This is a genomic window from Lacinutrix salivirga (genome assembly GCF_053604675.1).
In genome coordinates this window covers 49,947-67,927 of the sequence record NZ_JBSHNP010000108.1, presented here as the reverse complement: position 1 = coordinate 67,927, position 17,981 = coordinate 49,947, and the positions used below count along the sequence as shown (strand labels likewise).

The 17,981-nt window shown below is 31.6% G+C and carries 21 protein-coding genes; all 21 read right to left on the bottom strand.

The window, feature by feature from the left end; genetic code table 11:
• Positions 1 to 78 precede the first annotated feature (78 nt).
• The 21 genes from ACVC5O_RS09410 to ACVC5O_RS09310 all read right to left on the bottom strand — a co-directional run bounded on the left by ACVC5O_RS09410 (position 79) and on the right by ACVC5O_RS09310 (position 17,973).
• On the bottom strand, positions 79 to 657 hold the full coding sequence (locus ACVC5O_RS09410) for an MliC family protein (protein WP_452221227.1): 579 nt from the start codon (positions 655 to 657) through the stop codon (positions 79 to 81).
• A 136-nt stretch (positions 658 to 793) separates the two neighbouring features.
• Positions 794 to 1,696, bottom strand: a complete 903-nt coding sequence (locus tag ACVC5O_RS09405) for a DUF5996 family protein (protein WP_452221226.1) — start codon at positions 1,694 to 1,696, stop codon at positions 794 to 796.
• 49 nt (positions 1,697 to 1,745) lie between these two features.
• Positions 1,746 to 2,063, bottom strand: coding sequence for a GNAT family N-acetyltransferase (locus ACVC5O_RS09400; protein ID WP_452221225.1), 318 nt, complete (start codon positions 2,061 to 2,063; stop codon positions 1,746 to 1,748).
• 99 nt (positions 2,064 to 2,162) lie between these two features.
• Positions 2,163 to 2,681: a YceI family protein gene (locus ACVC5O_RS09395; protein ID WP_452221224.1), complete on the bottom strand. Its 519-nt coding sequence runs from the start codon at positions 2,679 to 2,681 to the stop codon at positions 2,163 to 2,165.
• Positions 2,682 to 2,713: 32 nt separating this feature from the next.
• Positions 2,714 to 3,148, bottom strand: coding sequence for a DoxX family protein (locus tag ACVC5O_RS09390; RefSeq protein WP_452221223.1), 435 nt, complete (start codon positions 3,146 to 3,148; stop codon positions 2,714 to 2,716).
• A 42-nt stretch (positions 3,149 to 3,190) separates the two neighbouring features.
• Positions 3,191 to 3,904 (bottom strand): pirin family protein, encoded by a 714-nt coding sequence (locus tag ACVC5O_RS09385; protein WP_452221328.1) that lies wholly within the window; start codon positions 3,902 to 3,904, stop codon positions 3,191 to 3,193.
• Positions 3,905 to 4,172: 268 nt separating this feature from the next.
• A complete protein-coding gene (locus ACVC5O_RS09380) occupies positions 4,173 to 5,048 on the bottom strand; it encodes an AraC family transcriptional regulator (protein ID WP_452221222.1) in 876 nt (291 codons plus the stop codon).
• 39 nt (positions 5,049 to 5,087) lie between these two features.
• Positions 5,088 to 5,699 carry a MarC family protein gene (locus ACVC5O_RS09375; RefSeq protein WP_452221221.1) on the bottom strand — a complete coding sequence of 204 codons (612 nt, stop codon included), beginning with the start codon at positions 5,697 to 5,699 and terminating at the stop codon, positions 5,088 to 5,090.
• A 167-nt stretch (positions 5,700 to 5,866) separates the two neighbouring features.
• Positions 5,867 to 6,334 carry a Dps family protein gene (locus ACVC5O_RS09370; RefSeq protein WP_452221220.1) on the bottom strand — a complete coding sequence of 156 codons (468 nt, stop codon included), beginning with the start codon at positions 6,332 to 6,334 and terminating at the stop codon, positions 5,867 to 5,869.
• Positions 6,335 to 6,555: 221 nt separating this feature from the next.
• Positions 6,556 to 7,059, bottom strand: coding sequence for a GreA/GreB family elongation factor (locus tag ACVC5O_RS09365; RefSeq protein ID WP_452221219.1), 504 nt, complete (start codon positions 7,057 to 7,059; stop codon positions 6,556 to 6,558).
• 684 nt (positions 7,060 to 7,743) lie between these two features.
• Positions 7,744 to 8,142, bottom strand: a complete 399-nt coding sequence (locus ACVC5O_RS09360) for a GlcG/HbpS family heme-binding protein (RefSeq protein ID WP_452221218.1) — start codon at positions 8,140 to 8,142, stop codon at positions 7,744 to 7,746.
• 212 nt (positions 8,143 to 8,354) lie between these two features.
• Positions 8,355 to 9,191, bottom strand: coding sequence for a helix-turn-helix domain-containing protein (locus ACVC5O_RS09355; protein WP_452221217.1), 837 nt, complete (start codon positions 9,189 to 9,191; stop codon positions 8,355 to 8,357).
• On the bottom strand, positions 9,192 to 10,490 hold the full coding sequence (gene nhaA / locus ACVC5O_RS09350; protein WP_452221216.1) for a Na+/H+ antiporter NhaA: 1,299 nt from the start codon (positions 10,488 to 10,490) through the stop codon (positions 9,192 to 9,194).
• A gap of 53 nt (positions 10,491 to 10,543) precedes the next feature.
• Entirely contained in the window at positions 10,544 to 11,998 is a 1,455-nt protein-coding gene (cls, locus tag ACVC5O_RS09345) for a cardiolipin synthase (protein WP_452221215.1), read from the bottom strand.
• Between the two features lie 56 nt (positions 11,999 to 12,054).
• The gene (locus ACVC5O_RS09340) at positions 12,055 to 12,939 is read right to left on the bottom strand and encodes a pirin family protein (protein WP_452221214.1); all 885 of its coding nucleotides are present in this window, start codon (positions 12,937 to 12,939) and stop codon (positions 12,055 to 12,057) included.
• Positions 12,940 to 12,941: 2 nt separating this feature from the next.
• Positions 12,942 to 13,253 (bottom strand): phosphoribosylpyrophosphate synthetase, encoded by a 312-nt coding sequence (locus tag ACVC5O_RS09335; RefSeq protein WP_452221213.1) that lies wholly within the window; start codon positions 13,251 to 13,253, stop codon positions 12,942 to 12,944.
• Positions 13,254 to 13,277: 24 nt separating this feature from the next.
• Positions 13,278 to 14,201: a ClpXP adapter SpxH family protein gene (locus ACVC5O_RS09330; RefSeq protein WP_452221212.1), complete on the bottom strand. Its 924-nt coding sequence runs from the start codon at positions 14,199 to 14,201 to the stop codon at positions 13,278 to 13,280.
• Between the two features lie 35 nt (positions 14,202 to 14,236).
• Positions 14,237 to 14,620, bottom strand: coding sequence for a nuclear transport factor 2 family protein (locus ACVC5O_RS09325; RefSeq protein WP_452221211.1), 384 nt, complete (start codon positions 14,618 to 14,620; stop codon positions 14,237 to 14,239).
• 243 nt (positions 14,621 to 14,863) lie between these two features.
• Positions 14,864 to 15,307: a DIP1984 family protein gene (locus tag ACVC5O_RS09320; protein ID WP_452221210.1), complete on the bottom strand. Its 444-nt coding sequence runs from the start codon at positions 15,305 to 15,307 to the stop codon at positions 14,864 to 14,866.
• A gap of 47 nt (positions 15,308 to 15,354) precedes the next feature.
• The gene (locus tag ACVC5O_RS09315) at positions 15,355 to 16,893 is read right to left on the bottom strand and encodes a catalase (RefSeq protein WP_452221209.1); all 1,539 of its coding nucleotides are present in this window, start codon (positions 16,891 to 16,893) and stop codon (positions 15,355 to 15,357) included.
• A 177-nt stretch (positions 16,894 to 17,070) separates the two neighbouring features.
• A complete protein-coding gene (locus ACVC5O_RS09310; RefSeq protein WP_452221208.1) occupies positions 17,071 to 17,973 on the bottom strand; it encodes a DMT family transporter in 903 nt (300 codons plus the stop codon).
• Positions 17,974 to 17,981 lie beyond the last annotated feature (8 nt).

Sequence of the window (17,981 nt, the reverse complement as noted above, 5' to 3'; positions counted from 1 at the left end):
TAATTAATTTAATACGAAAACGGTTTGAATTTGTATCCAAACCGTTAACATTTTTATCTTAAAATAGGTGAGATTTAATTAGTTTTTAAAAACCGTTTTACCGTTTTTTATTAGTTGGTAATTATCTCCTTTTCCTCTTAATTCGTAATCTTCGTTTTTGTACCAAATACCAGAGGCTGCTTTTTCGGCAACTAAATCAATTTGTTCGCCTCCATTTAAATAGACTTTAACAGTACCCTGAGTATTATTAAACGTCATATCTAAGGTTTGACCTTCTTTATTTTTAATATTACTTTTTACTATATCATCTTTATGCTCAAAAATAACTTCTCCATTTTTTGATAATTGAATATCATTACCCTTTCCTCTTAATTCGTAGTTTTCATTTTTATACCAAATACCTGAAGCTGGTTTTTCTGAATTTAATTCAATAGATTCTCCATTAAGGTTTAGCACTGCAGTCCCTTTTGTATTATTAAATACCATTTCTAGAGTCTTCCCTTCTGTGTTAGACACTGTTGTTTTTATTATATTATCTTTAGGCATCTCAACAGTTTCGGTTATTGAAGTGTCTGTATTGCTTTGCTTTGGTGTGTCTTTACATGCAATTAAAAATAATGCTGAAAGTATTACGATTGGTAAAATTGTTTTTGTCATGTTTTTAATTTTTCTAATTATTTATATGAAATATATTGAACAATAAGAATGCCAATTGCTACCACTAATATTATAAGAATTTGTTAATTATTCTGCTTAAAAAACAGTTTATTCAAAACACCAAAAACTCATTGAGTTAGACCTTTAAATCTTCAATATTCCAACCAGCTAATTTTGCACCAGCTTGGTAACTGCTCTCCAAAAAGTCCATTATATCTTGTTTTGGATTATCGCTATTTAAAATATCCTTGTAAAGTAAAAGCGCCATCGGACTTCCGTTAGAATCCTGCCATTTAGCACTTTTTGGATGCAATGGTTCTTTGTCAATCCCTTTTGGCGATGGATAGGTATAAGAATAAAACGCAGGTTCCTTAATGGTATCATCACCAAACCAAAGCCCAAAGCTTATAACCTCATGTGAGTATGCTTCTTTTTCAACCTGAGAGACATCTCCCATATCTGGTGCTCTTGCACCAGAAAAACGTGTAACCACCAAATCGAGATGATGCCAGTACATATGAACAGGACAGGTTTTGCTATATGATTTGCCACTAAACTCTTTAAAAATCATATCTACTTGCAGCATTATATTCCACGCTTTATGCACTGCCATTTTATTGTAAGTGTGGTATTGCTTACACTCACTAAACGGAATACTATCGGATAAATCGTAAGGTATTGCCAAAATATCGAATTTAATATTCAGCTCGTTTAAAATAGTTTTTAAATTTTGGTAGAAATCAGCCACTGAAAGTCCATCTTGCAAATTAAAAGAACGTGTTTCTCCTTTACTAGTCCATACAATAAGTTTATGATCTATAAAATCGAAAGCCACTTCAAACGTAAAATCTTTATTAGGAATTGCGCCTGTAGCAATACCAGTTTTGGTAACGTACAATGTGATGTGCCACCAATGATTATCTTTTGGCATTAACGACATACGTAATTTACCTACAATTTGTAAATAGCGATGTAGTGTTTCCTTTGTGTCTAGCCAATCTTCTAATGGAAGTGCTGGAAATATATTGCTGTTATTCATAAAATGTCTGATTTTTTTTTAAATTAAAAACGATGAATGTATGACGACCTTAAAGTTTATCATAACCTTTAAATTTTGGGCTAACAATACGTTTCCACTCTGGATGTTTTTTAATATACGCAAAAACATAAGGACAAAATGGCAATAATGCTATATTGTTGTCCTCTAGATAATGCAATGTCTTTTCTACAACTGCTGCTGCTGCTCCTTTTCCTGATAATTCTGGATCGGTTTCGGTATGCACTAAAGCAATCTGACTACCATATTCTTTATAATCTATAAATGCAAAGTGTCCATCAATTTCTATTTCAAAACGTTTTTTGTCTTCATTTTTCACTAATGGAATGTCTATATATTCTGATTTCATCTCTTATGGTTTTAATTGAATTTGTACTAATCTTATAAAAAAAAGGGACTGATTTAAAGTTAAAAAATCAATCCCAATTAATACATTATAAGTTGTTAATTATTGCTTAATAAACTGTACATCTACAACCAATTTTACTTTATCTGAAACGACGATGCTTCCAGCTTCTGTAACTGCACTCCAAGTTAAATTGAAGTCTTTTCTGTTTATCTGACCTGTAATTTCGAAACCAGCTTTTGTTTGTCCGTAAGGATCTACTGCTACACCATTAAAGTCGGCATCTAAAGTCACTTCTTTTGTAACGTCCCTTATAGTTAAATCGCCAATTAGGTGTTCGCCATCAAATGATTTTGAAACAAATTTTAGTTCCGGAAATTTTTCAGAATTGAAAAAGTCATCCGATTTTAAATGTGTGTCTCTGTCGCTGTTTTTTGTATTTATAGATGCTGTTTTTGCACTAAATTCAAATTTTGCATTCGTAAAATCATCTCCATGTGTTTTAGCTGATGCTGAAAAATCTTCAAAATGACCTGTTACAGTTGAAATCATCATGTGTTTTACCTTAAAAGCAATTTCTGAATGTGCGTTGTCTATTAACCAATTTGTGTTTGTTTCCATTGTTATAATTTTTAGTGTTGAATTTATTTATTTTAACTATTTCTGTTTTTCGATATTAAATAATCTAAAGAGTATTTACCTGCTCCTATTAGTGCAATGGTTAGATAGATGACTGCATAAAGCAATGCGAATTCTTGCTTCCCAAATCCATCGTTGATATGCACAACAAAAGCAGCAACAAGCATTGTGATTAATAAAGGAATAGCAGCAAAACGCGTTCCTAGACCTATAATTAATAGAATTGAGCACAATACTTCAGAAAATATTGTAAGTGCTAAAGATAATGTTGCACCAACTCCCATAGGATCTGGAAATTGTATAGGCTCGCTACCAAATAAAGTTTCCATTTTTCCCCAACCATGCGTTAGCATAAAAACACCAATTACAACTCGTAATATTAAAAGTGCAACGCTCACATTGTTTGGATATGCACCAGGACTAAATAGGTTTTTTGTTATTTGTTTCATTGTTTATTAGTTTTATAATTATTGCTTGTTTTTAAATTCCTACTAAAGCGTCATTGGTACTTCCATTAAAAGTACACGAGCATCTTCTGAAGCTGTTACGTTTACTTTGTCTGTGTCCCAAATTCCTATTCCATCTCTTTTTGATAATTTTTCGCCATCGATTTCTACGTCTCCTTCAAGGATAAAAGCATAGACTCCGTTGCCTTCTTTTTTCAGTTTATAAGTCTCTGAATTTCCTTTGGTAAAATTGCCTATATGAAACCAAGCATCTTGGTTAACCCAAACGCCTTGATCGTCTTTATTAGGCGAAAGCACTTGATAAAATGCATTGTCTTTTGCAATTTCCCTAATTGAAACTTGATCGTAACGTGGCTCTAAATTTTTCTCTTTTGGGAATACCCAAATCTGAAGAAATTTCACTTCCTTGTCTTTATTTTTATTGTATTCGGAGTGTGTTATACCTGTTCCAGCACTTAATACTTGTACATCACCTTCTTTAATAACTGCGACATTTCCCATACTATCCTTGTGCTCTAAATCGCCTTCTAATGGAATTGAGATAATCTCCATGTTTTGATGTGGATGTGTGCCAAATCCCATTCCTGGTGCAACTATATCGTCGTTTAAAACACGTAGTACGCCAAAATTCATTCGGTCTGGATTGTGATAATTTGCGAAGCTAAAAGTATGGTGTGAGTTTAGCCAACCATGATTTGCTACACCTCTTGTGTCTGCTTTGTGAATTATTGTATTCATAGTTTTTATAGTTTTATTTGGTAAATGATTGAATCCTACTTGTTCCATTAATGTGTCGTAAGTAGATTTTACAGGTTCGTTAGTTTCCGCTTTTAGTATTTGTGGTGCTATTGCACCAGCAACACCTGTTAAAAATGCGTTTTTAATAAATTTTTTGCGATCCATTTTCTTTACACTTTAATTACAATGCAAAGATGGGACGATTTAGAAGTGTGTGGAATATTAAAAAAAGGGATTAACTTATGAAAATCCGATATTTGTATAAAAATCAGGCATTAACCTCATTTTTTTTGAAGTTTGAAGGCGAAACTTGTGTGTGCTTTTTAAAAAATGCACTAAAATTGGCTGGTTCATTAAAACCTAAATCAAAACCGATTTCTTTTGCAGATAACTCTGTAAAATAGAGCAATCGTTTTGCTTCGGTTATTATTCTTGCTTGAATATATTCTTTTGCTGTTTTTCCAATTTTAGATTTGATGACTCTGTTTAAATGATCTGGTGTGATATGAAGTACATCTGCATAATAGGTAGTAGAATGCTCTGTTTTATACTTACTATTTACAGCTTTTTTAAAGTCTCTAATAAGATTGTCTCCTGAGGTATCAACATCAGATTCTATTGGGTTGATAGAACAAATATTATTACATTCTATAAGTAACAACTTTAAAAATGCACCAATAGACAGGTGTTTCATATTTGAATCGCCATGAAATAAATCAAAAATTTGATTGGTATAAGCTACAATGGTTTCAAATTGTTGTTGATTTGGCATTAAAGGCGGACTTTGACCATAATTCTGAAACAGGTTTAAACTATCTATAAACGATAATGGGATGGAGTTTTGAACTAGAAACTGATTAGAAAAAGTCATTGCAAAACCATAGGATTTATCTTGTTCAACAACCTGATGTACTTGGCCTGGAGCCACAAAATAGATTTGTTGTTTTGCTAACTTATAGGTATTAAAATCGATTTTATGCTCTCCATTTGCTTCTCTAACAATTAAAACAGTGTAATAGTTATGTCTGTGAGGCTCATCTACTTCACCATTTCGTTTGGTGTAAATGGCTTCCATTTTAGATATGCCGAAATGGACATTATCTTCAGTTGCATTTACTTTTTGATATGTTTTAACATTATCCATTATATAAACTTCGTATTTTCTATTTACCGACGTTAATAGCTACACTAAATTAAATGCTACTTTAAGCCCATCAATAATATTAGCCACAGCAACAGCAGAAAGGATTAAACCCATTACTCTACTGATAACGCTGGCTCCAGCGTCTCCAATAATTTTATGTACTTTACTGGCTAATAGTAACAATATTAGGACAACAATTAGAACACCCATTAAAACTAAACTTAGCTGAAATTGCTCCCAAATACTATATACAGAGTTTTTAGTTAGTAATACAACTCCAAGCATTGCTCCTGGTCCAGCTATGGAAGGCATAGCCATTGGAAAAATAGCTGTTTCAACAGTGTTTTTTATTGTTTTTATTTCCGACTCTGGCTTACTATCACCAAAAATCATACTTAGTGCAAAAAGAAAGAGTACAATGCCTCCAGCAATTTGAAAAGATGCCAAAGAAATATTAATAGCATTGAGAATTAATTCTCCAACAGCAATAAAAAACACAAGAATTAATGCCGAAATAAAAACAGATTTAAAAGCAATATGCCTTTTCTCCTTCTCATTAAAATCCTTTGTTACTGCAATAAATACTGGTACAGACCCAATTGGATCTATAACAGCAAACAGAAATATAAAAGCAGCTGTAAGTTCATGCATAGTTAATGGTTGTTCGTCTATTTGTTTACTTTATCTCCTTTTTTTCTTGAATGTATTAAAAAAAACGCAATCAAAAACATTAAGAGTTTATTTTTTAATGTTTTTTGACTGCGCTCAATATAAAATTCTAAGTTATTTATAGACTTTTTACAAATCCACTTAGAAGATTATTTTAAATAAGAATTAAGCATCCAAAGAGTCTTTTCTGTTTCAGAAATATAATCACTCATTAGGCTCACAGTACCTTCATCATCTGCATCTCCTGCTAAAGAAAGGATTTGACGTTCTCTTGTGATTAAAGTCGAGAAGTTTTTTACAATAATTTCCACACATTTATTTCCATCCGAAATACTTTTTGCCTCTTTAATTTCAGTAGTTTCAAGATAATCTGTGTAAGTGTGTAGTGGTTCTCCTTCGAGTGTTAAAATACGCTCTGCGATTTCATCGATTTTTACAAAGGCATCGTTGTATAATTCTTCAAATTTTGTGTGCAATTCAAAAAATTCTTTACCTTTAATATTCCAATGAAAACTTCTTAAATTTTGATAAAAAATTTCGTAATCTGCTAGTAAAATATTAAGTTCTACAACTAATTTCTCGGCTTTGTTTCTATCTATTCCTACTAAATTTTTCATGTGTATTTATGTTTTTTAATCTCTTCAAAGATAGCCAAATTTTGTCATTTTATTAATGAGACTTATTGGTTATTTCTGTAAATTAAGTAATCTTTAACATCTTGTTTGTCTTAGATTGTTTTAGCAAAAAAAATACACTAAAACGTCTCTTACAGTTATTCTTAAATAAGTAAAGGAGGCATAAAAAATAACAATTTGTTAATGGAACTTCTATGAGTGTTCTAGTTGTAGTTTATCTCTAAAATTTTAAAAATACGATCCTCTTTTGCCAACTTTAAAATGGCTTTATCTCCAACTGTTTTATTTATTAATAGTTTTGCTAATGGTGAAACAAAAGATATTTTACCTTTAGAAATATTGGCTTCATCAACGCCTACAATTTGATAGTTTTGCGTTTTTTTTGTACTACCAATTTTTAGTGTTACTGTTGCACCAAAACGTACTTCGTCTTGCGGTTGTGCATCTAATTGAATAATTTTTGCTGTAGAAATTCTATGATTTAGCAACTGTAGTTTCGCGTTTATAAAATTAATGGCTATTCGCCTATCTTTTTCGTTAGCTATATCTAGATGTTCAATTTTATTTAAAAACTCCTGTTTTTCGGTTAAAAGTGCATCCATACCATTTTGTGTGACATAATTGGTTATACCTACTGGCAAATCTGCTCTTGGTGGTACTATAGGAATTTCTTCTTGGTCGTCTTCTTTTACAAATCCTCTACTCATAATTAATTCTATTATTTTTTAATAAAACTATGACTAAAATTAAATAGGCTGCAAACGTCCATTTACAGCCTATTACTAATCTATTAAAAATGAATTTAAGCTACTCTTGCTTTACGTTTTTTCATTTTTTTCTCTTCTAATTTTTTTAGAATTTTTTCTTGTCGTTTTTGGTTTAGTTCTGCTTTTGTAAGCTTCTTTCTTAACTTAGCCATGATAGTATTATTTTAGATTATTAAAAAAAACAAACATTGCTTTAACTCCTTGTAATCCATCTATTATTTTAATTGCGAGTATAGATTCTCAATATGTTTTGAATTGAAAAATCTTAAGTAAATAATAATGTAAATGAGTTGTTCAGGCACACTCGTCATGCCTGATTAATTCAGAAAGATAAGTTTTCTTTTTTGAAGAATATCAAAATAAAAAAAAGCAAAACACATGTTATAAACAAGCGTCTTTAAGGTATTTTGTAGTTGATTTTTTTTAAATTGATTCATTGTTTTATAATACTTTATATAAAAGATAAATATAACAAATATCTTTCAATTTACCTAATAAAACCCTTAGGTTTAATACTATTAAATGTAGTTGTTTTTTACAGTTTAAAAACCTTACTATTAAGTATTAAAAAAGAGAACTTCAATTTTATTAAAGTCCTCTTTTTTGCTATTAATTAACTATAATTTAAATTGCTTTTGCTCCTGCTTCTGCAACTGTATGATCGTTTTCTACAGAGCTTCCACTTACTCCAATAGCTCCAATGATTTCGCCTGCTGCGTTTTTAATTGGTACACCACCTGGAAATGAAATTAATCCGTTGTTTGAATGTTCGATATTATACAAAGGTTGTCCTGGTTGTGATAATTCACCAATAATCCCTGTATTCATATCAAAAAAACGAGCTGTTTTTGCTTTTTTAATTGAAATGTCTAAAGATCCTAACCATGCACCATCCATACGACCAAATGCGACTAAGTTTGCACCTGCATCTACAACTGCTATATTCATTTTTGTATCTATTGCTGTAGATTTTTGTTTTGCTGCTGCAATTGCTTTTTCTGCTTGTGCTAATGTAATATTCATATTATTTTGTTTTAGTATTATTATTATTCTCATGCAAAGATACATTGAGAGTTAAGGTATCTTGTTACTAAAACAGTTCAGTAGCTTATGAAAAAAGGTCAATTTACAAAATTCAGTCGTAGTCGCAGTTTTTAGTTGTATTGCTTATTGATGTTTGTACACTTGTAAAGACTGAATTTTTGTAATAACAAAAGTCAGGTAAAAATCAATTTTTAGGAAGGTATTTCGCTAGGATTAAACCCAAATTTGTTTTTGAATGCAATACTGAAGTTTGACAAATTGTTGTAACCAAAATCTAAGTAAATGTCCGAAGGTCTTAAATCGCTTTGCTCTAATGTTTCTTTTGCTTTTAGAAGTCGTTTGTCCTGAAGCCATTTGCCAGGTGAAACTTTGTATTCTTTTATAAAGCTTCGCTTAAAAGTAGATAAACTCATGTGGCATAAAAAAGCAATTTCTTCTAACTTTAAATTAGAATATACATTGCTTTCTATCACTTTTTTAAAAGATGAAACTTCTTTTGAAATTAAAGATTGTAAGTAGTATTCAAATTGGGTTCCGTATTTATTAATAAGGTATAGTAATAACTCTTCGAATTTTACCGACAATAAATTATCTTTAAAAATTGCAGGCGCATCTGTAATTGTAGATAGAGTATTTAAATAGGATAAAATATAATCATCATTTTCAATAACAAAATAGGCATCATCATTATTAGATTGAATATTGCTAGTATGCTTTTTTAAAAAGTCCGAAAGTTTAGAGTCTGAAAAAAATAATAACTTACAATAATAATTAGCGTCTGTATCTAATAATTCTGTCCAAAGCCAATTTCCCTTTTTAAGTAACAAGGATTGATTTTTGTTTACAGCAACTGAAGCATCAGCAAAATGAACCTGCTTTTTGCCAACTTGCAGAAAGCTAAACATGTGCATACTGAGGTTCACTTTGCTTTTTACAACATTGTTTAACATTTTAAAGTCATACACAAAAACATCCTGCTCTTTTTTTGAGTCTTTATAGAAAATCTCTGGTATGTTTTCTATTGCCATTTAAACCTTATTAGTACTTGTTCTTAAAATTAAATACCCAATAATTGCAGAAATAAACGACCCAATTAGAATGCCTATTTTGGCAGAATCTATATATTCTGGTGTAGATGCAAATGCTAAACTTGCAATAAATATTGCCATTGTAAATCCAATTCCTGCTAAAAATGCAACACCAATTATTTGTTTAACACTTATATCGCTTGGTACTTCAATCCATTTAAGTTTTTTTGCAAATAGAACAAGAGAGGTAATCCCAATACCTTTTCCTAACACTAAACAAATTATAATGTTAGTTACTAAAGCTGTATCTAAATACGCAGAACTATCAATAACCACTCCTGCATTTGCTAAAGCAAATATTGGAATAATAAAATAAGCCACCCAACCATGTAGATTATGTTCTAAATGCTGCAAAGGCGATTGAAATTTATTGGACCAATCCTCCAAATCATCCATAGCTTCAACTTGTTCTATTGATAAAATTGGTTTTTTTAAAACACTAGCCTGTTTAATATCCTCGTAAATACTTTCTAGTTGTGAGATAAATGTTGAGGTGTCTATTTTTTGTTGAATAGGCACAGAAAAAGCCAGCAAAATACCTGCAACCGTTGGATGAATACCTGATTTTAAGAATAAAAACCAAATGATTATACCAAAGAAAAACATTAAAAATTTTGAATAGAACCCTTTGTAAGACAGAAAGTACAGCACTGCTAACATTGCTAAAGCAATAAATAACAAGGTCATATTAATAGAACCGCTATAAAACAAAGCTATAACTAAAACTGCTCCAATATCATCTACAATAGCAAAAGCAGTTAAAAATATTTTTAAACTTAATGGCACACGCTTTCCAAGAACATTTAACACTGCTAATGAAAAAGCAATATCCGTTGCCATTGGAATTCCCCATCCTTTAGTAGTATCTGGGTTTTGATTTAAAACTAAAAAGAAAATTACTGGAATTAACATACCTCCTAAAGCACCTACTAATGGAAAGGCTATTTTTTTCATAGAATTGAGTTCGCCTATCATCAATTCTCTTTTAATCTCTAAACCAATAAGGAAAAAGAAAACAGCCATTAATCCGTCGTTTATCCAGAGGATTAATGGTTTTTTAAATTCAAAACTATCGGTAACCATTCCTATTTCATATTGCCAAAGTTTTGTATAATATTCTCCGAAAGATGAATTTGCCCAAACCAAGGCTAAAATTGTTGTTAGCAGTAATAAAATACCACTAAAACTTTCAATTTTTACGAATTTTTGAAATGGTGTGAGGAAGACTCTTTTTATCATCTATTTTATTTGTTTATTTCTGTTTAAATTAAAAATTTAAATATAACCTATATTTAAAGAAAAGGCGATAATAACCTCACCAACTTTTCCCATAAATGGATATATTTTGGTCTATTTAACCAAGTTTCTGCATCGATTAATGTAGAGACTTTTAGATCGTTTTTAAAAGCTTCAGTTAATTGTGCTGCAATGTTTTTGCTATATACCATAGCATTGACTTCAAAATTAAGGTCAAAACTTCTGTAATCCATATTTGCAGAGCCTACTATCGCCAAATCATTGTCAATAACCATTGTTTTTGCGTGAACAAATCCTTTGTTATACTTATAGATTTTTGCGCCAACTTGAAGCAACTCTGTATAATAGGCACTTGCTGCTGCATTTACTATTTTAGAATCGGATTCGCCTGGAATAATAATTTTAACATCCAATCCGCCTTGTATAGCTATTAATAAGGCGTCCATTAAACTTTCGTCTGGTATAAAATACGGACTTGTAATGTATATTCTCTCTTTTGCAGAACTTATAGCTTCTAAAAGTGAGTAAAAAATAACAGGTTGCTTACTATCTGGTCCTGAAGCTGCTATTTGTACTATTTCATTTTCTATGCTTTCTTTTTCTGTATTATCTATAAAATAAGTTTCGGAATATTGAAATGGTACTTTACTACAAAAATTCCAATCTCCCATAAATAGATATTGTAAATAGGCTGTGGCTTGACCTTTAATCATTATATGCGTGTCTCGCCAATATAAATGATTGTCCTTTTTTAAATCGTTTCGGTATTTATCACTCATATTTATGCCACCAACAAAACCAACAATACCATCTATAACTATTATTTTTCTATGGTTTCTGTAATTCAATCGGTTTGCAAGAGCATACCATTTTATTTTATAAAAAGGTGCGGTTTGGATGCCAGCATCATTTAATTTTTTAATAAACGTCTTTCCAAGGCTATGGCTTCCAAAATCGTCGTACATAAAACGTACCTCAACACCTTGCTTTGCTTTTTTAATGAGTAGGTCTGCAACTTGGTTACCAGTAATATCATCTTCATAAATATAATATTCTATATGAATATGAGATTTTGCGTTTTCTAAAGCTTTTAATAATTCTGGGAATTTTTCTTCGCCATTAATTAAGAGTTTTACTTCATTATTTCCTGTTAAAGGACTGTAACCAGCACGACGAATAAACTCTATTAAAGTTTTACTTTTTTGTGGAATTAAACCTGAATTGCTTACTGTTTCAGAATAGGTATTTAGTTTGTTTCTGATGCTAGCGCGAAGCGATTCGTCTTCAACAATTTTTTTAGAGTATAATTTTCGTTTTCTATAATTTACACCTACGGAAAAATAGAAAATCATTCCCAAAATAGGTACAAACACAATAAATAATATGTAGGATAGAGTTTTGGTTGTACTCCGAGTATCATAAAGTACTCTAGCAACTATTATAATAACAATGAGTATGTATATGATTTCTCCTAGTAAAATCCAATTCATTAATAATTCTATTTATGGTATTGGTGAAATTTTAAAAACAGTAAACTGAAACGGTTTTACTTTTTGTTAAACGTTGGATAAGGTATGTATTCTTTGTCGTCGCCTTCAATTTTATCAAATTCCTGATCTTTCCATTTTTGTTTTGCTTCGGCAATTAATTCCTTATCTGAAGACACAAAGTTCCAATCAATAAAACGTTCTTCAGGAAAAGGTTCGCCTCCAAAAATATAAATCGTACTATTTTCTTGAATGGTAAATTCGCAAAGCGTACTGTCTTTGGCTACTAACAATTGCTTTGGTTCATAAATATGACCTTCACTCTCAATAGCACCTTTAAGTATATATAAACCAGCTTCTCCATAAAGCGCATTACCAATATTGACAACTTGTTTAGTTTTGCTTTTTATTTCAATCATAAATAACTTACTAAACACTGGTACTGGCGATTTTTTACCAAAAGCTTCACCTGCCACTAATTTGAACTCTAAATCTCCATCAGTCCAACTAGGAATATCTTTTTCTTCAATATGAGAAAATTTTGGATCCATCTGCTCCAAACCCTTTGGTAATGCTACCCAAATTTGTAAACCATGCATAAATAATGGTGAATCTCTAAGATATTCTGGTGTACGCTCAGAATGTACAATGCCTTTTCCTGCAGTCATCCAATTGACTGCTCCTGGCTTTATTTCTACTTTATTACCCAAAGTATCGCGATGCATGATACTACCCTCGAATAAAAAGGTAAGGGTTGAAAGTCCAATATGTGGATGAGGCAACACATCAAAATTTTCGCGTTCATTCATTTTAACTGGTCCCATGTGATCGATGTAAATAAAAGGACCAACCATTCGTTTTTGACGAAAAGGTAATAAACGACCAACCATAAAACTTCCAATGTTGGTAGCTCTTTCTTCTATAATTAATTTAATATTTGACATAATTATTTTCTTTCTGGTCTGTTGAGTTTTTGTACTAATTTAAACGATGCATAATCTGCATAGATTCCGTAGGCGTTTACCAAAAGTCCTTTTATTTTACCATCTTTTGAAGAAATAGCGTATAAAACGCTTTCGTTATCTACATCAGACATTTCTTCGAAACGGTATTTTTCATCTATATTAAATTCGTCTGGTTGTAATTGGCATTGAATTTCTGCACACTCTATGAACTCTTCTTTCATATTAAAATTATAGGTGTAACCTTTTTCTGTAAGGTCATTGATAGCTACAGATAAACTTGAATATTTCCCCATTTTTATAAAAGTATTAATTGTTTTTTATTTAATAGTCCAAATAGAACCATTTTTTGTGTTTAGTTTTTGCAATTTCCCTTTTTCTGAAAGTTCATTCAATAGTGTTTCACTTTCATTTCTTGGTGTTCCTGAAAGTTCAGAATATTCTTTTGCAGTAAGTGAATGGTATTTTGAAAACAATGCTTCCCAATTTTTACTGTATTCACTTTTTGTAGCATTAGGATTTAGTTTTAGAATTGCCATTTCGTAAAACGCATAAGGTCTGGTGCCATAAACGGTTTCTGTATTTCCTGCATCATCTACAAAGAATATGGTAGGAAATCCTCGTACTCCAAGTTCTCTTCCTAATTTTAAATCTTCCGCAAATAACTCTTTTGCTTTGCCTTCAAAATCGGTTTTTAATTGTTCTACATGTAGTCCAACAGTTTTTGCTGCAGTTGCTAAATGTTCCCACTTTGCAATATTTTTCTTTTTCAAGAATACCATTTCTCTAATTTCGCGCATAAACAAATGTGCTTTGTCTTGGTCTTGAATCTGTGCAGCTTTAAACGCTATTGAAGGAGGATAGGACGAATCTAAAGGGTCTTCTAACCAAAGGTCTCCATCAATTGGCATATCGTAATGCACACTGACTTCGTCCCAATGCGAAGCCACATCAGATGGTTTTCCAATACCACCACTGTTGTAACTCCAATCTGGTAATAACCCTCCCATTCTATAGTCTATGTCAATGGCATTGCCATATTCTAGTTTGAGTTTTCGTAATTGTGGTTCAATTCCCCAACACGACGAGCAAATAGGATCTGTATAATAAGTGAGTTTTAGAGATTTCTCTGTGGATTGCACGTTACTTTTAGATGACGTATTTATGGTTTCATCTGTAGTTTCACACATTCCTGTTTCTATATCGCATAACAACGGATTGTTATTTAATTTTTCATTCTCCATAGTTCTATCTTTTTAATTTTTAACAAACTGTATTTTTAGTGTTTCACTTCTTCCGATGAAGCAAATTCTTCCATTTTGGTAATCAAATTATTTTCAACTGTATAAATCTGAACCCAATTTTGTTTTAGTTCTCTTCCTGATCGTTTTACTTTTTGATGCTCGCGTCCTAAAACTACAACTGTATTGCCTTCTGATATATACTGAAGCGGCTCAAAGTTAATAATCTCAGTCCTTTCCATAATATTAGTATAAAAAGCTCTAACACCTGCTTTCTTTTCAAACCGTCCTTTTGGGATAATTTGTGTGCCATGATAAATCCAAACAGTATCGTCTGAAACGGTTGCAACAAATTTATCTGCATCGCCACTGCTAAATGCAGCGAACATATTTTCTACTACTTTTTTTGCTGGATTTTTCATGTATTATTCAATTAAATGTTACTATCTCTTTTGTTTATATTAAAAAGAATGATTGGTCAGTATCTGGTAGTAAATTTTACACTATACACTTGTAATTTGTAAGCAGTAATGGGTCTTAAACAATACAGTTTTGCCACAACCCAAGCAGCTTGTAGTTGGTAGTGTTTTCAGTTTGCCCAGAAAACTACCACAAAAAAGGGCTGATACTCGCTCCAATCATTCCGCCTTTCGGCTTTTTTTTAATTATTTTAATTCTGTAAGCCAATTTAATTCTTGAATCTTACTATCAATTTCTCTAAATTTTCTTCCTGTTTGATCCATTTCAATTTGTAACTTTTTAATATCGATGGTTGTTTTAAGGTTAGATTCGCCACTATTATTTACTTGAGCAGCGAACCTAATGTTTCTTAATTTTTCTGAAAGCATTTTTAAAGTATCTCGTTTTGCAAGAGCTTCCATAAGTGAACCTTCGCCTTTAATAATTGTTTCATTATTGGTTTTATTAATTCTAACAACCAAGACTTCTAAATCTTGAATTGCTATTCTTAATTGCGCCAATATTTTATCTGGATCTTCTTGTGGTTTTTTATTGTCAGATACAATTAAAACTGGTCTTATTCTATTTTGAAGATGTTCTATTTTCTTCATTAAATCTGAACGCAACAAAAGTGCTTCAGCAAGTTTCATTTTTTTATTTTCTTCTAACATTATATTCGCTTGAAAAAGTTATTAAATTAATGTCTTGGACACTTAGATATTGGATTATTATCTGCTTTTGGTGCCCATTTATTATAAGGCGACATATCAAAACTATTAACCTCATCCATTGTTAAGCCTAATGCTTTTGCAACGCCTTGTCCATATTCAGGATCAGCTTTATAACAGTTTCTAATATGACGGATTTGAATAAATTTTTCTGCTCCACCTACTTGTGCTGCAGTATTATCAAACAATAACTGATCTTTTCCATCGGCTTTGATTATACGGAATAAATCACCTGGTTGTGTGTAGTAATCTTCATCATCATCCCTAAAATTATGAGCATAAGCGTCTCCATTTAACTCCAAAGGAGGGTCTTTAAACTCTGGTTGTTCTTGCCATTCGCCATAACTATTTGGCTCGTAATGTAAAGTGCCTCCATGATTTCCATCTACACGCATCGTTCCATCTCTATGGTTAGAATGATAAGGACATGTTGGTTTGTTTACAGGAATCTGATAGTGGTTTACACCCAATCTATAACGTTGCGCATCTCCATAAGAAAACAAACGTCCTTGTAACATTTTATCTGGTGAAAACCCAATTCCTGGAACCACATTTAATGGATTAAAAGCGGCTTGCTCTACATCTTGAAAATAATTTTCCGGATTTCTGTTTAATTCGAATTCGCCAACAGGAATAAGCGGAAAATCTTTTTTAGACCATACTTTGGTTAAATCAAAAGGATGAAAACGGTATGATTTTGCTTCTTCCTCTGTCATTACCTGAACAAATAGTTTCCATTTCGGGAAATCTTTTGCTTCAATAGCATCAAAAAGGTCTCTTTGAGACGATTCTCTATCCACTCCTACAAGCTTTGCAGCTTCTTCATCAGATAAGTTTTCAATGCCTTGTTGCGATACAAAATGAAACTTTACCCAATGTCTAATATTGTCTTTATTAATAAAACTAAAAGTATGACTTCCGAAACCATGCATGTGTCTATAACCTCTTGGAATACCACGATCACTCATAGTTATGGTGACTTGGTGTAAAGATTCTGGAAGTAGCGTCCAGAAATCCCAGTTATTATTGGCACTTCTTAAATTGGTTTTAGGATCGCGTTTTACGGCACGATTTAAGTCGGGAAACTTCATTGGATCGCGAAAGAAAAATACAGGTGTATTGTTTCCTACTAAATCCCAAATCCCTTCTTCTGTATAAAATTTAAGTGCAAAACCTCTAATATCTCTTTCTGCATCTGCAGCACCTCTTTCTCCAGCAACGGTAGAAAAGCGACTAAACATTTCGGTCTTTTTACCAATTTCACTAAAAATTTTAGCTTTTGTGTATTTAGTTATATCGTGTGTTACTGTAAACGTACCAAAAGCACCAGATCCTTTTGCGTGCATGCGTCGCTCTGGAATAACTTCGCGATCAAAATTTGCCATTTTTTCAAGAAACCAAGCATCTTGCATTAGCATTGGTCCTCGTGGTCCTGCAGTTTGTACATTTTGATTATCTCCAACTGGTGCTCCAGTTTGTCTTGTGAGTTTTGATTTGTTATTTTTCATTTTAGTTGGTTTTAAAAGTTTTTTTTAAATAAATAGTGCAGCAAAATTCTACAATCAGCTATTAATTAAGACTTTTTAATTTTACTTTAAAATACTAATATTTAACCATGAATACAAGTTAAAAAATTCATTAATTGGTTAATGTTTGTTAAAACTAAATATCTTCAAATTCGTGATTTAAACACGAGGTACTAGTTTAGGATTTACTTTCTTTTCTCTAATTAAATAAATACCTAATAAAATTAACAAGCCACCAAAAACATACCAAATGGTAAATTTTTCGCCGTCTATTATTCCCCAAATAACAGCAACAATTGGTAATAAATAACTGGCAGTACTTGCAAAAACAGCTGATGTTTTTTGAATTAGCTTATAATATAGTAACATGGCAATTGCAGTTCCAAATAGGGTTAAAAACGATAAATAGCCTAGTGGTTTAATAACTTCTGGCGTTAATTTAAAATTTTGAATAAAACCAGTAAAATATAATATTACAAGTGCTGGTATTGCCCAAATAGTATAAACAGCAGCAGTTAGTTCAACAGCTTTTACCTTTGATGTTCGCTCTGCAATTACAACCGCATTAATTCCATAAGAAGCTCCTGCTAAAACAATGAGCATGGCATAACCAAATTGTGAGCCTTCTGTGTTGGCATCAGAAAAATAGATTAAGCTTGCTGCTCCTACAAAACCAATAAGTGCTCCTACAATTTGTGATAATTTACTCTTAATCCCGAAGAGTAAAAATCCAAATACTAACACAAAAACTGGCACTAAAGAATCTAATATTCCTGCTAACGAGCTACTCACTTGTGTTTGCGCAATAGGAAACAAAAACATAGGTAAAAAATTACCAAAAAAACCAACAACAGTTACCCAAAGTAAAGTTTTTTTAGTCATTTTTTTAATGGCTGGAATCCCAATAAAGGCTAATAATAGTCCAGAACCAATTATTCGTATTGCTCCAATTTCAAAAGGAGAAAAAGCGACTAGCGATTTTTTTATTAACATAAAAGAACTTCCCCAAGTGAGTGTAATTATTAATAATAACATCCAACGATTATTAAGAATTTTGCTCATAATACAAA